The sequence below is a fragment of the Paraburkholderia jirisanensis genome, from assembly GCF_054782355.1.
The window spans coordinates 1,333,213-1,345,314 of the sequence record NZ_BAAGSQ010000033.1 but is presented as its reverse complement, the minus strand read 5'-3'; the positions used below and the strand labels follow the sequence as shown (position 1 = coordinate 1,345,314).

General features: G+C 63.9%; 15 protein-coding genes. 12 read left to right on the top strand and 3 right to left on the bottom strand.

What is annotated here, in order from left to right; translation table 11 throughout:
- Positions 1–12: 12 nt before the first annotated feature.
- Together ACYVNQ_RS38070 and ACYVNQ_RS38065 are read right to left on the bottom strand one after the other, a co-directional pair.
- The gene (locus ACYVNQ_RS38070) at positions 13–639 is read right to left on the bottom strand and encodes a MarR family transcriptional regulator (protein WP_460911115.1); all 627 of its coding nucleotides are present in this window, start codon (positions 637–639) and stop codon (positions 13–15) included.
- Positions 640–857: 218 nt separating this feature from the next.
- On the bottom strand, positions 858–1,352 hold the full coding sequence (locus ACYVNQ_RS38065) for a GFA family protein (RefSeq protein WP_460911113.1): 495 nt from the start codon (positions 1,350–1,352) through the stop codon (positions 858–860).
- A gap of 160 nt (positions 1,353–1,512) precedes the next feature.
- On the opposite strand from ACYVNQ_RS38065, the gene ACYVNQ_RS38060 reads away from it, so the two are divergent.
- The 11 genes from ACYVNQ_RS38060 (at position 1,513) to ACYVNQ_RS38010 (ending at position 10,470) form a co-directional block, all read left to right on the top strand.
- Positions 1,513–2,097, top strand: a complete 585-nt coding sequence (locus tag ACYVNQ_RS38060; protein WP_460911286.1) for an RNA polymerase sigma factor — start codon at positions 1,513–1,515, stop codon at positions 2,095–2,097.
- A 16-nt stretch (positions 2,098–2,113) separates the two neighbouring features.
- The gene (locus ACYVNQ_RS38055) at positions 2,114–2,428 is read left to right on the top strand and encodes a hypothetical protein (RefSeq protein ID WP_460911111.1); all 315 of its coding nucleotides are present in this window, start codon (positions 2,114–2,116) and stop codon (positions 2,426–2,428) included.
- Positions 2,425–2,721, top strand: coding sequence for a 4Fe-4S dicluster domain-containing protein (locus tag ACYVNQ_RS38050; protein WP_460911109.1), 297 nt, complete (start codon positions 2,425–2,427; stop codon positions 2,719–2,721). Before ACYVNQ_RS38055 ends, ACYVNQ_RS38050 begins: the two co-directional genes overlap by 4 nt.
- A 33-nt stretch (positions 2,722–2,754) precedes the next feature.
- Positions 2,755–3,003 carry a hypothetical protein gene (locus ACYVNQ_RS38045; RefSeq protein WP_460911284.1) on the top strand — a complete coding sequence of 83 codons (249 nt, stop codon included), beginning with the start codon at positions 2,755–2,757 and terminating at the stop codon, positions 3,001–3,003.
- 95 nt (positions 3,004–3,098) lie between these two features.
- A complete protein-coding gene (locus tag ACYVNQ_RS38040; RefSeq protein WP_460911107.1) occupies positions 3,099–4,907 on the top strand; it encodes an ABC transporter transmembrane domain-containing protein in 1,809 nt (602 codons plus the stop codon).
- 244 nt (positions 4,908–5,151) lie between these two features.
- Positions 5,152–6,171, top strand: coding sequence for an AAA family ATPase (locus tag ACYVNQ_RS38035; protein WP_460911105.1), 1,020 nt, complete (start codon positions 5,152–5,154; stop codon positions 6,169–6,171).
- 4 nt (positions 6,172–6,175) lie between these two features.
- Entirely contained in the window at positions 6,176–7,042 is an 867-nt protein-coding gene (locus ACYVNQ_RS38030) for a DUF58 domain-containing protein (RefSeq protein WP_460911103.1), read from the top strand.
- Positions 7,039–7,968: a hypothetical protein gene (locus ACYVNQ_RS38025; RefSeq protein WP_460911101.1), complete on the top strand. Its 930-nt coding sequence runs from the start codon at positions 7,039–7,041 to the stop codon at positions 7,966–7,968. Before ACYVNQ_RS38030 ends, ACYVNQ_RS38025 begins: the two co-directional genes overlap by 4 nt.
- Positions 7,965–8,954, top strand: coding sequence for a vWA domain-containing protein (locus ACYVNQ_RS38020; RefSeq protein ID WP_460911282.1), 990 nt, complete (start codon positions 7,965–7,967; stop codon positions 8,952–8,954). The genes ACYVNQ_RS38025 and ACYVNQ_RS38020 overlap by 4 nt, the downstream gene beginning before the upstream one ends.
- A complete protein-coding gene (locus tag ACYVNQ_RS38015) occupies positions 8,951–9,508 on the top strand; it encodes an MxaK protein (protein WP_460911099.1) in 558 nt (185 codons plus the stop codon). Before ACYVNQ_RS38020 ends, ACYVNQ_RS38015 begins: the two co-directional genes overlap by 4 nt.
- Positions 9,505–10,470 carry a vWA domain-containing protein gene (locus ACYVNQ_RS38010; RefSeq protein WP_460911097.1) on the top strand — a complete coding sequence of 322 codons (966 nt, stop codon included), beginning with the start codon at positions 9,505–9,507 and terminating at the stop codon, positions 10,468–10,470. Before ACYVNQ_RS38015 ends, ACYVNQ_RS38010 begins: the two co-directional genes overlap by 4 nt.
- Here the strand turns inward: ACYVNQ_RS38010 and ACYVNQ_RS38005 are convergent.
- The gene (locus ACYVNQ_RS38005) at positions 10,467–11,036 is read right to left on the bottom strand and encodes a MarR family winged helix-turn-helix transcriptional regulator (RefSeq protein WP_460911095.1); all 570 of its coding nucleotides are present in this window, start codon (positions 11,034–11,036) and stop codon (positions 10,467–10,469) included. The two genes, ACYVNQ_RS38010 and ACYVNQ_RS38005, sit on opposite strands and share 4 nt — an antisense overlap.
- 111 nt (positions 11,037–11,147) lie before the next feature.
- Here ACYVNQ_RS38005 and ACYVNQ_RS38000 point away from each other — a divergent pair, with 111 nt between their 5' ends.
- Positions 11,148–11,948: an SDR family NAD(P)-dependent oxidoreductase gene (locus ACYVNQ_RS38000; RefSeq protein WP_460911093.1), complete on the top strand. Its 801-nt coding sequence runs from the start codon at positions 11,148–11,150 to the stop codon at positions 11,946–11,948.
- Positions 11,949–12,102: the final 154 nt, after the last annotated feature.

The window sequence follows — 12,102 nt, the reverse complement described above, 5'->3', positions numbered from 1 at the left end:
CATATGCCATATCTAGTGTTTGAGACGGTCGCTCAGGAGAGAGATGGCAAGATTGCGCTCGCGCGGTAGGCCAATTCGAATAGAGTCGACGAGCGCCAGCAGTTCATAAAGCAGGAGGTCCTGTTTGACGGCCGTTGTCACCGTCCGATACAGGGGTTCGACTGCCGCTCCGGACACATCGCCCTTCGGATCCGGCCAGACTGGAACGTGATCGGCAGGAGCGTGAAGAATCTGCTCATTGAATACGGGCGCCGTCAGACCTGTGACTATCCCCCGCGTCAATTCTTTCATGCGTACTGGAAACACATAGCGCACTCCGTGCACAAGAAACTCATTCAGTGCCCGGTAGTTGACGGAGAATCGTTCGCCACTGCGTTGGCGCCCGAGGCCGGAGTCGGCGAGGCGCGCGAGTACATTGCTTACCTCGGATTTGCTCAGGCCGGTCGCTTCTGCAAGAGCCCGGACGCTGTTGGGATCGGCCGCGCGTTCGGAGAACTCCAGCGGTATGCCTGTTTCCGCGATGTCGCCGACGCGCTCAGAGAGGTCGACGCTCCACTTCGGATCCAGGTGTTCGTCCGTGGACGCGCGCATGTCGAGTGCCGCAAGCTTCAGGGCAAGGAAAATATCTTGACTTTTCATGTTCAGCGAAATTCTTGGTGTCCACAGTCCATGGACCGTGGACACACTTTCTTTTGCGGTTGCTGTTTTGTCAATGATTCAGATGTAACGGTTTCGCCCGGGTTGGGCGCGACAGCTAGGGGATGTGCTTCATCCAGCAAAAAACACTGTATGTTTATACAGGTCTCACGCGGACGTGCAGATAAATCTGCGTCAACACGAAAACATCCGCCATTGCCCTACGAAAAAACCATCGCGATCCGCGTGAACAGAAGCTTCACAACCAACATTGGAGGAAACGCGCGATAGGCCGGTATATCGCCCGGAGCGCCGTCCGGTTGCGGCTTGAACCGCGTCTGAACATGCACCTGTATCGGCGGTGCCGCTACCTTATAGCGCTCCCGATACGCAGAGATCCAATGTCCCTTCTCGAAGTCGAGATACATCGCCGAATTGCAGCATGCAGCCACGACTCTCTTCGTTGGCGACCTTTCCTTAAGACGCAGGTCTCGCAGCAACTCGCGACCTTTGGTGCACTCGAACCGGTCTTTACGATAAAGCACGTACGCAGTACCGCCATCGTCACCGAGAACGGGCGCAGCATCGGATAGCGCATCGATTTGACGAGAGCCGCGCCGGCAATCGTCGCAGTAGCAAACGGCCGTCACTATCGGTGTGCCAGTTGCCGTGCACTCCACTTTGCCGCATGAGCATGACACGAGCGTCGTTGTCATCGGGACTCGCCTCCTGAAGTGCGTCACTTTGGCTTGCAAAAGAATCTTTCAGTTGGATATCGACTCGCTCGACCGAATGTTGGACGCGCGTGCCAAACAAAATCTCACAAGTCCGTCACTCCCGCCACAATATTTCCTTTCCCGAAACGTCATCACGGGTATGGAACCGCCGCCAACCCCGAGCCCGCTAACCGAGCAGGACCGCGAAATCGCCGACACGGTCGCCCGCGAGCGCCCCAGGCTGCGCAATTTTATCCGCCGGCGCGTGATCGATCAGGACGAAGCCGAGGACATCCTTCAGGACGTCTTCGAAGAACTGGTCGAGACCTGGCGGCTGCCCGAGCCGGTCGAGCAGGTCGGCGCATGGCTGTTCCGTGTCGCGCGAAACCGGATTATCGACCGCTTCCGCAAGAAGAAAGAAGCACCGCTGCCCGAGATCGCCGATTCCGACGATGCCGACGGCAACGGCGAGTATCGCCTCGACCTGACCTTGCCCTCCGCCGATGCCGGCCCCGAGGCCGCCTACGCACGCGCGGCATTGCTCGACGCGCTGCGCGCCGCGCTCGAAGAGTTGCCCGCAAACCAGCGCGAGGCCTTCATTGCCCACGAACTGGACGGGCGCAGCTTCAAGGAGATGGCAGCCACGCTCGGTGTCGGCGTCAACACGCTTCTGTCGCGCAAGCGTTACGCGGTGCTGCATCTGCGCGAGCGCCTGCGATCGTCGTATGACGGCTTCGAGATATGAGCCAAAGGAGAATGGAATGAAGTGTCGTCGTAAATTTTTGGCCAAGGCGCTGTTGCTCGTGCTGATCATTGCGCTGTTGGGCTGGATCGTCATGAACCTGTGGAACTGGATTATCCCGGCGCTCGTCGTCAATGCGCATGCGATCGACTATCCACGCGCGGTGGGTTTGCTGGTGCTGTGCCGGATCCTGTTCGGCGGGTTTCGCGGGCATGGAAGCTGTCACAAAGCCCGGCAATGGCGGCAGTGGCAACGGATGACGCCGCAGGAGCGCGAGCAGCTGCGCAACGATTTAAGGTCGACCTGGCGCGGCGACGATGGAGCCAGCACATGACACAGCCTGCCAATGCGGTCTGCAAACAGCCACCCGGCGTGCTCGTGCCGCAGGTCGATTTCGCGCGCTGCGAGGGCAAGGCGGATTGCACGGCCGTGTGCCCCGAAGACGTGTTCGACATCCGCCGCATCGATACGGCTGACTACCAGCAACTGCGCCCCTTGCAACGGCTCAAACTGCGCGTGCACGGCATGAAGGTCGCCTATGCGCCGCGTGCCGATGCGTGCCGCGCATGCGGCCTGTGTGTGTCGCGATGCCCCGAGCACGCGATCACGCTCGTCAGGGCGCGCTAAATACCGCTCCACCTCGAGGTTGAGAACATGACCATGCTCAGTCCACATGAACTGGCTACGCTGATGCTCGTCCACAGCGCGCCCGATCAGATCGACACGACGCGTATCGAACTCGATACCCTGCTGGATTGCCAGCTTATCGTTCTGGAGCCGCGCGTGGGCGAGCGGCGTCGTCCGATGCTGACGCCCGCCGGCGAACATCTGCTGGAAGCCACCACGCGGCTCGAACGAAAACGTTACAGTGACGCGCTAACGACAGAAGACGACAATCTGTTCCAGTAATGCATCGACGATAAAGTCCAAGGTTGCGCCGCTACCGTCCAGTCAACGGAATGACACAATCCACCTGTTTCCGACGTTTCGCATAGGAACCCTTCATGCCAGATGCTGCCGCGCGAACGACACGTGTCGCTCCGCTTTTCGCGTTGTTTCCGTTCCTGCGGCCTTATGCGAAGCGCTGGGCGCTCGCATTCCTGGCGCTCGTGACGTCGGCAGGCGCGACGCTGGCGCTGCCGGTGGCGTTCAAGTATCTGATCGACCGCGGCTTCGCGAGCGGCGATCGCACGCATATCGACCGCTACTTCATTGCGCTATTCGTCGTGTCGCTGATTCTCGCCGCTGCGACGGCGCTGCGTTTCTATTGGGTTTCGTGGCTCGGCGAACGGGTCACCGCCGATTTGCGGCGCGCCGTCTACGATCGGGTGATGCGGATGAGCCCGCAGTTCTTCGAGACCACGCAGACGGGCGAGGTGCTGTCGCGACTCACTACCGATACCACGCTGATCCAGACCGTGGTGGGCACCAGCCTGTCGCTCGGTTTGCGCAATTTCCTGCTGGCAGTGGGGGGTGTCGCGATGCTGATCGCGACGAGCCCGGTGTTGTCGGGCTACATCATCGCAACGCTCGTGGTGGTGGTCGCGCCGATCATCATCTTTGGACGGCGTGTCCGCAAGCTCTCGCGCGCGAGCCAGGACAAGGTCGCAAACGCCAGCGCGCTGGCCGGTGAAGTGCTCAACGCGATGCCGACCGTGCAGTCGTACACGCAGGAGTTATACGAGGCGAGACGTTTCGGCGGTGCGGTGGAAGCGGCGTTCGACACCGCGCTTACACGCATCCGCGCGCGGGCTTCGCTGACTGCCGTCGTGATCGTGTTCGTCTTCGCTGCGGTCGTGTTCGTGCTCTGGCTGGGTGCACAGGCAGTACTGGCCGGACAGATGACGGCCGGCCAGTTGTCCCAGTTCATCCTCTATGCGGTTTTCACGGCGGGTGCCGTCGGAGCGGTGGCCGAAGTGTGGGGCGATCTGCAACGCGCTGCCGGCGCGACGGAACGGCTGCTGCAATTGCTGGCCGCGCGCTCGCCGGTGGAGGAGGCCGAAACGACCGTGCCGCTGCCGGCTCAGGGCGAAGGCATCCGTTTCGACAACGTCAGCTTCAACTATCCGTCGCGTCCCGGCTCGGCCGCGCTCTCAGGGTTCTCGCTCGATGTGCGTCCGGGTGAACATGTCGCGTTGGTAGGGCCTTCCGGCGCAGGCAAGACGACGCTGTTCCAGCTGCTTCTGCGCTTTTACGATGCGCAGTCCGGCCAGATACTGATCAACGGTGTGCCGACCAATCAGGTATCGCTCGCTTCGCTGCGCAAGGCGATTGGCGTCGTGCTGCAGGAATCGGTGATCTTTTCAGGCAGCGTGCTCGACAACATCCGCTACGGGATGCCCGACGCGACGCTCGCGCAAGTGCAACGCGCGGCTGAAATGGCGGCTGCCGTCGGCTTTATCGAAGAATTGCCGCAGGGCTATGACACGTTTCTCGGTGAGCGCGGTGTGCGGCTGTCCGGCGGGCAGCGTCAGCGCCTTGCGATCGCGCGCGCGATTCTCAAGAATCCGCCGATCCTGCTGCTCGACGAAGCGACCAGCGCGCTCGATGCCGCAAGCGAACGGCTGGTGCAAACCGCGCTGGATAACGCCGCGCTGAACCGCACGACGCTAGTCATCGCGCATCGTCTTGCTACTGTGCAGCAAGCGGATCGCATCGTGGTGCTGGATCAAGGCCGCATTGTCGCGCAAGGGCGCCACGCGGAGCTTCTGCAGAGTTCTCCGCTGTATGCGCAGCTTGCCGCGCTGCAGTTCGGCGAACTGTCCACGAAAGCGGAGCCTGACGTTGTGCGTACGCACCTCGACGCCCTGTAAGCGCAGAGGGTTGCCGAATCACCGCAGTTCGCCCGACCCACGCAGACACAAACTGTCCTCCTTCGGCACACTCTGGCCCACCTCTCGCATGCATTGATTCCAATCCGCCGGTTTCGACCGGCGGATTCGCTTACGCACCAACAGCGGGCATAACACTTGCACTAATCCGCGACCCGCATGCCACGCCATCGATGCGATCGGCATGCATCCCACATCGGCACGGCGGAAACGCGAGGCGCATACGATGGGTGCCAACGAACAACTCCAGGACTGGCGCAGCCATGCGCTCAACCTCGAGCAGGAGACCACCAGAGCGGTAATCGGCCAACCCGACACGATCCGGCTGGTGACGATCGCGCTGTTCGCACGCGGGCACGTTTTGCTCGAAGGCGACGTCGGCGTCGGCAAGACCACGCTGTTGCGGGCGATCGCCCGCGCCGTCGGCGGCGCGTTCGAGCGGCTCGAAGGCACCATCGACCTGATGCCGGGCGACCTGATCTACCACACCTATGTCGATGCGGACGGCAAGCCGCGGATCGAACCGGGGCCGTTGCTGAAGCACGGCGAATCGTTGTCGACTTTCTTCTTCAACGAAATCAATCGCGCCCGCCCGCAGGTGCAATCGTTGTTGCTGCGCGCGATGGCGGAACGATCGGTGTTCGCATTCGACCGCCAGTACAACTTTCCGCATATGACGCTGTTCGCGGATCGCAACAAGGTGGAAAAGGAAGAGACCTTCGAACTCGCGTCGGCCGCGCGCGACCGCTTCATGTTCGAGCTCAACATGGCGACGCCGGACGACGACGACGTGCGGCGCGCGCTGGTGTTCGATCCGTCGTTTCACGACACCGACGCACTGCTCGAGCGCGTGAGCCCGGCGGTGTTGCCGTGGCAGGAGCTGAACACGATTGCCGCGATCATCCAGGCAGGTGTGCATGCATCCGCCACCATCGAGCGTTATGCGCTGGACATCTGGCGTGCGACCGGCACGCCGCAGCGCTACGACATCGCGCTGCCGGACGTCGACATGCACAACCTGATTCTCGCGGGCGCCAGCCCACGCGGCATGAGCATGTTGATGCGCGCGGCGCGGGTGGTCGCGTGGCTGGCGGGGCGCACGCATATCGAACCGGAAGATCTGCATCTGGTGTTGACGCCGACGCTCGGACACCGGGTGTTTTTCACGCCGATCTACGAACTGCGACGCGCTGAACTCGCGCAGGCGCTGATCGCGCAGATCGTCGAGCGTGTCGCGGCGCCATAACGCGATGCCGCAGCTCAAGGAATTTCACTACAGGCTGCCGGTGCGGGTGGCCGGCATCCGGCCCGGTTCGCATCGCGGCGCGAGTGTCGGCATGGGGCAGGAGTTCGTGTCGCACACGCGGCTTTTCGATTATCCGGATCCGCGGCGGATCGATATTCGCGCGAGCATTCGAGGCGGCTACGGGGAGTGGCTGGTGCGGCTGCATCGGCAGCGCGTGGCGGTGCCGGTCTATGCGATGGTGGATGTGTCGGCGTCGATGGGGTTTGGCGGTGCATCGTCGAAGCTCGAGACCGCTGCGCAATTTGCCGAAGCGCTCGGCTACAGCGCTTTTCGACATGGCGATCAGGTCGGCATGCTGGCGTTCGATTCAGTTGCGCGCGAAGATCTTTTCCTGCCGGCGCGTCATACGCGTGGAGCGGGCACACAGATGAGCGCGGCGCTCAGGGCCGCGACGCCCGGCACAAAGCAGGGCGCCTCGCCCGCGGCAGGGCTCGAAAGAGCGTTTGCGCGCGTCGCCGGACGGACCTGCATGGTGTTTCTGGTCTCCGATTTCCACTGGCCGCTAGCGCCGCTGCTGGAACTGCTTCGCGGGATGCCGCGCGTCTGGTTGGTGCCGATCGTCGTGTGGAGTTCCGCGGAGCTGGAGCCGCCATCCGGCGGCGGCTGGCTGACCATGCAGGACATGGAAACCGGCGAGCCACGCTCGATGTGGATGACCGATGCGTTACGCGGACGATGGCGCGCCGGCGTGGCCGCGAGGCGCCAGCACATCGTCAGCAGTTTCGCGCAAAGCGCGGTGCGGCCGCTATTCGTTACCGATAGCTTCGATGCCGATGCGCTCACACGTTACTTCGTGGAGCAGACGGCATGACGCGCTCACACAGCCGGCCTACGATCGCTGCCATCTACAGCGGCAAGCCGAGGCGGGCAGTGCTGGCGGTCGCGCTTGGGCTGACGATGCTATGCATCGGTCCGATCACGTTTGCCGCACAAGCGGTAGTCGTGCAACAGCCCCAGGCCCTCGGTCACACACTCGCCGATGTGCTTGAACAACGCGTGTTGCTCGGGGAACGTGGACAGCGTGCCACACTCGTCGCGCCACCGTCGGCCGGGCGCATTTCGCTGTGGCTCGAACGCCGCCCGCCTTCGACAGAGACCGACAGCGACGGACGGACATGGCTCGTGCTTCGCTATCAGATCGTCAATGCGCCGCCGCAGTTGGTGTCGGTGACGATTCCCGCGGTACGGCTGCAGCTCGCTTCGGGCGCGGTGCTCGACGTGCCTGACTGGCCTGTGACGGTCGCGCCGCTGACACTCGCCGAGCCGCCGAACCATGGCCGGCTGACGCCGTTGCAGCCAGACCGGCTGATCGACGCGCAGCCTTTGGCGCCATTGCGCCACTCGCTTGCGATCTGGCTGTCTGCCACGCTCGGCGTGCTGATCGCGTGGGGCCTGTGGTGGTTCTGGCGCGACCGGCGCGAGTTCGCCGGCTTGCCGTTCGCGCGCGTCTGGCGAGCGCTGCGCGGTCGCGATGCGACCACCATCGACAGTGACGCCGCGACATGGAGCCTGCTGCACGACGCGCTCAATACGACGGCCGGCCGCGTAGTCCGCGCGCGCTCGTTGCCTGAACTGCTGCGCGATGCGCCGTACCTGCAGCCGCTTTCCCCACAACTCGAAGCGTTCTTCCGCTGTTCGAACGCGCGCTTCTTTCAAGGCACGCCATCGCCTGAACCGTTTTCGTTGCGCACGTTCGCCCACGCGCTGTATCGGGCTGAACGGCGCAGCCAGCGCTGACTGTCATGCTGGATTTCGCCCATCCATGGATGCTCGTCCTGCTACCGCTGGCGGCGTTGCCGCTGTTGCGCCGCCGCGCCGATTCGCTGCCGTTTTCGTACGTCGCATGGCTGCCGCACGACCGCATCGGGCGCATCGTCAGCATGCTGTGGCGCGCGCTGGCGGTGTGCGCGATTGCGGTGGTCGTCATTGGGCTGGCCGGGCCGGGCAGTTCGAATCTGCAACGGCGCGTGGCCGGCACCGGCAGCGAGATCCTGATCCTGATGGACCGCAGTGCCAGCATGGATGCCGAGCTGGGCCGCGGACTTGCGAAGCTGTCGGTGGAGGGCGAATCGAAGAAGCAGGTTGCATCACGTGCGCTTGCGACTTTCGTCGCGCGCCGGCCGAGCGACAGCTTCGCGTTCATGCTGTTCGGACTGCAGCCGATGCTGGCGGTGCCGTTCACGCGCGACCACGCGATCGTCGATGCGGCGATGCAGGCCACCATGGTCGGCCGCGGCATGCCGGATACGCGGCTCGATGCCGGGCTGTCGTATGCCGTGCGGCTGTTCGACGGCCGTCCGCGCACCGGTGGCCGCGCGCTCGTGCTGGTGTCCGACGGCGGCGCGCGCCTCGACGCGGCAGCGCGTGAACGGATCGCTGCCGCGCTCGCGCAAGATGGCGTGGCGCTGTATTTCGTCTACTTGCGCAGCGGTGTTTATAGTCCGGATCTGAGCGACGCTGCGGCGGCGCTCGATCAATCCGCGGAAGCCGAGCTGCATCGCTTCTTCCAGTCGTTGCGCACACCGTATCACCTGTTTCAGGCGAAAGACGCCGAGCAGATGGCGGCAGCCATGGACGAGATCGGGCGCCGCGAGAATCAGCGATCGATATGGGTCGAGCGTCTTCCGCGGCAGGATCGCAGCACGTGGTGCTTTGCCGCAGGGTTGATCTGTTGTGCGGCGTTGATCGGCATCAGCAGTGTTCAAAAGCGGAGCTGGGCATGAGGCGCAGATCGGTGCATGTTCTATTCGGTGTGGCGACAGCCTGCTGCGCAGCGCTCGCTGCATATTACGCGCTCGAGCTCGAACGGACCATCGAACTGGGCCGCGCAATCGCCGCGACCCGCACCGCGACCGTCGCGCAGCTTGCGGCCGGGCCCGCTGACGATGCGCCTGAAGTGCGCCTTGCACGCGCGGTTGCCTTGTCGGCTGCCCATCGGCAGGCAGAGGCGGGCAAGCTGTTCAACGAGCTGATTCAGCAGTCCGCTCCTGCGGACGTGCGGCGTGCTGCGCTGTTCGACCTCGCGAACATGAACCTGCGTGAAGCGGCCGGCGACGATGCACGCGGGCCGCTGCGATCGCGGCCGCTGATCGAACTGGCCAAAACGCGCTACCGGGACTTGCTGCGCGACGATGCCACGGACCTGGGCGCGCGCTATAACCTCGAGCGGACCTTGCGTCTCGCACCGGAAACCGCCGATGAGGCCGAAGCCGAAAAGGACATCGAGCAGCAACGGAATGTGACGGTGCGCGGCGCCGTAGCGCAGGAGTTGCCGTGATCGGCGTGACCGGCATGAGCTGGCTGCGCGCGATGCGCCGTCATGCGTTGCTCGGCGCGGCTGCACTGCTGCTTGCCGCAGCGGTGTGGATGCCGCCGTTCATGCAAGCGCGGCAGGTGTCGAGCTACATCGTGACCTTCGACATCACGCAGAGCATGGATACCGAAGACCTCACGCTGGCCGGGCGGCCGGTCAGCCGGCTTGCGTACGCGAAGGCGGCCATGCAGCAGGTATTGCAGCGTCTGCCGTGTGGTTCGCGCATCGGCTGGAGTGTGTTCACCGGCACGCGCTCGCTGCTGCTGTTCGTTCCGGTCGACGTGTGTACGCACTACGATGCGCTGCTGTCGTCGCTGGACGGCATCAGCGGGCAGATGCGGTGGACCGACAGCAGCGTGATCGCGCAGGGCGGCATCTATTCGGCTGTGCAAGCGGCGTCCCGGCCGGATTCGAGGGCTGAGGTGGTGTTCATCACCGATGGTCAGGAAGCACCGCCGGTCGCGCCGACCGATACGACCGTGCGCGGCATCACGCAAGGGCAGGCCGCCGGCTGGCTGATCGGCGTTGGCGGCGATCAGCCGGCACCGATTCCGCACACCGATGCGCAAGGCACGCGGATCGGCTACTGGCGTGCGGACGAGGTGGTGCAGCGGGCACCCACGGGAAGCGGTGGCGTTGCCGGCGTCGGCGGGCACGAGGAATTGTCGGAGTTGCGCGAGCCGTATCTGCGCGCGGTTGCTGCGCATACCGGCTTGGGCTACCGGCGGCTCGACGGGACGGATGCGTTGTACGCAGCCATGTCCGATCCACGGTTGGGCCAGCGTATGCAGGTCGCGACCGATTTTCGCTGGTGCCCGGCGTCGGTTGCGCTGGTTTTGCTGCTGCTGCGGTTTTTGCCGCGGCGTCAGCGCGCGCGCAGTTCGGTGCGGGTCGCGGCGCAGCCGGTTACAGCCGCACGTGGCTAAGAGCGCTTTGCGGTGCCCGTTCCAGCTCCAGTCTGGTCGTCGAAATACGCGTCGAGGAACGCATCGGAAGCCACGTGATCGGCGAGCGCCCGCAAGCTGGCAGCCGAATCGCGGCCCAATACCTGTTCCACGCGCTGGTTTGCCTTCGCCCAATAGGCGATGGATTCGTGCAGGCGGGCCGTGCCGACAGCCGTCAAAACAGCGCGCTTGGTCCGTCTGTCCTGTTCGTCCGGCTGCAATTCCACCAGACCATCGCGGATCAGCGGCCGCAGTGCGTGCGTCACAGCCGAAATCTGGATCGCGAGCTTGCCTGCGAGATCCTGCAAGGTCGGCCATTGCCGGTGGTTAGCGGCCGCCAGCCGCTCGATGTCCGCGAGGAACCCCACCTGCGTCGCCTTCAGGCCCAACGGCGCGAGCGCATCGTCATACAGATTGCCGAGGCGCCGTGCCGCGCGCCTGAGCGAGGTATTGGTGCACACGAAGTCTTCGAAGGCGCTCTTTTCTTCGCGTGGCGCCCGGCCCACGCCGGCTACCGAGGCAGCCGTTTCATCACGTTTCTTTCCCATGACGCAAGGATGGTTGAGTACAGCACCGTTGACAAGTAGCAACGATATCGCTATAAACTTGAGCCCTCAATCAATTAATTGAGCCCTCAACTTAATTTAGCGGAGAAATGCATGTCCACTTCCAGGAAAACCGCCGTCGTGACCGGCGCATCCTCGGGTATCGGCGCTGTCTATGCTGACCGTCTGGCCGCCCGCGGCTACGACCTCATCCTGGTCGCGCGGCGTGCCGACCGCCTCGCCGCGCTGTCGGGCAAGCTGTCCGACACGCACGGCGCCAAAGTTCAGGTTCTGGTCGCCGACCTCGAGAAGGAAGCCGACGTCGCCAGGGTCGAAGAAGTGCTGGCGAACGATGCCAGCGTGCACGTGCTCGTCAACAATGCGGGCTTCGCCCGGTTGCGTCCGCTCGCGCAGTCGTCGGCGAACGATTCGTCGTCGCAGGTGGCGCTCAACATCACGTCGCTGACGCGACTCACGCACGCCGCGCTGCCGGGGTTTCTGTCGCGTAACGACGGGGTGATCATCAACATCGCTTCGGTGCTGGCGGTCCACTCGCTGCCGGTGAGCTCGGTTTATAGCGGCACGAAGGCGTATGTGCTGGCTTTCACGCGCGGTCTTCAGGACGAACTGGCGAACACCGGCGTGAAGGTGCAGGTGGTGCTGCCGGCGTCGACCGCGACCGAAATCTGGTCGGAAGGTGTCTCCGGCGTGCCGCTGTCCGCACTTCGACCGGAAACCGTGATGAGCGCGGAAGATCTGGTCGACGCCGCGCTGGTTGGCCTCGACAAGGGTGAAGCCGTCACCTGGCCGTCGGTTGCCGACGAAAGCCTGTGGGCGAAGTACGATGCGGCGCGTTCCGCGTTGTTCGCGGCGACGCAGACCGGCACGCCTGCACCGCGGTATCAGAAGGTTTAACCGATGCCGACGGCTATCGCCTGACTGGTGATGTGCCTGAGATGCGAGCTGATCGTCGCGCCGGCGAAAGACCGATCCGGTCTGTCGCCGGACATTCAAACCTGCTGCGTGCAGGTTCATCGTGAACCTGCTTCGCGCGGCCTGACAGCAAGGC

Bases quoted from the DNA above. Each gene is read 5' to 3' on its own strand.
- ACYVNQ_RS38035 (WP_460911105.1), top strand. From the start codon at position 5,152: ATGGGTGCCAACGAACAACTCCAGGACTGGCGCAGCCATGCGCTCAAC.
- ACYVNQ_RS38005 (WP_460911095.1), bottom strand. From the start codon at position 11,036: ATGGGAAAGAAACGTGATGAAACGGCTGCCTCGGTAGCCGGCGTGGGC.
- ACYVNQ_RS38065 (WP_460911113.1), bottom strand. From the start codon at position 1,352: ATGACAACGACGCTCGTGTCATGCTCATGCGGCAAAGTGGAGTGCACG.
- ACYVNQ_RS38040 (WP_460911107.1), top strand. From the start codon at position 3,099: ATGCCAGATGCTGCCGCGCGAACGACACGTGTCGCTCCGCTTTTCGCG.
- ACYVNQ_RS38030 (WP_460911103.1), top strand. From the start codon at position 6,176: ATGCCGCAGCTCAAGGAATTTCACTACAGGCTGCCGGTGCGGGTGGCC.
- ACYVNQ_RS38015 (WP_460911099.1), top strand. From the start codon at position 8,951: ATGAGGCGCAGATCGGTGCATGTTCTATTCGGTGTGGCGACAGCCTGC.
- ACYVNQ_RS38060 (WP_460911286.1), top strand. From the start codon at position 1,513: ATGGAACCGCCGCCAACCCCGAGCCCGCTAACCGAGCAGGACCGCGAA.
- ACYVNQ_RS38000 (WP_460911093.1), top strand. From the start codon at position 11,148: ATGTCCACTTCCAGGAAAACCGCCGTCGTGACCGGCGCATCCTCGGGT.
- ACYVNQ_RS38025 (WP_460911101.1), top strand. From the start codon at position 7,039: ATGACGCGCTCACACAGCCGGCCTACGATCGCTGCCATCTACAGCGGC.
- ACYVNQ_RS38055 (WP_460911111.1), top strand. From the start codon at position 2,114: ATGAAGTGTCGTCGTAAATTTTTGGCCAAGGCGCTGTTGCTCGTGCTG.
- ACYVNQ_RS38050 (WP_460911109.1), top strand. From the start codon at position 2,425: ATGACACAGCCTGCCAATGCGGTCTGCAAACAGCCACCCGGCGTGCTC.
- ACYVNQ_RS38045 (WP_460911284.1), top strand. From the start codon at position 2,755: ATGCTCAGTCCACATGAACTGGCTACGCTGATGCTCGTCCACAGCGCG.
- ACYVNQ_RS38070 (WP_460911115.1), bottom strand. From the start codon at position 639: ATGAAAAGTCAAGATATTTTCCTTGCCCTGAAGCTTGCGGCACTCGAC.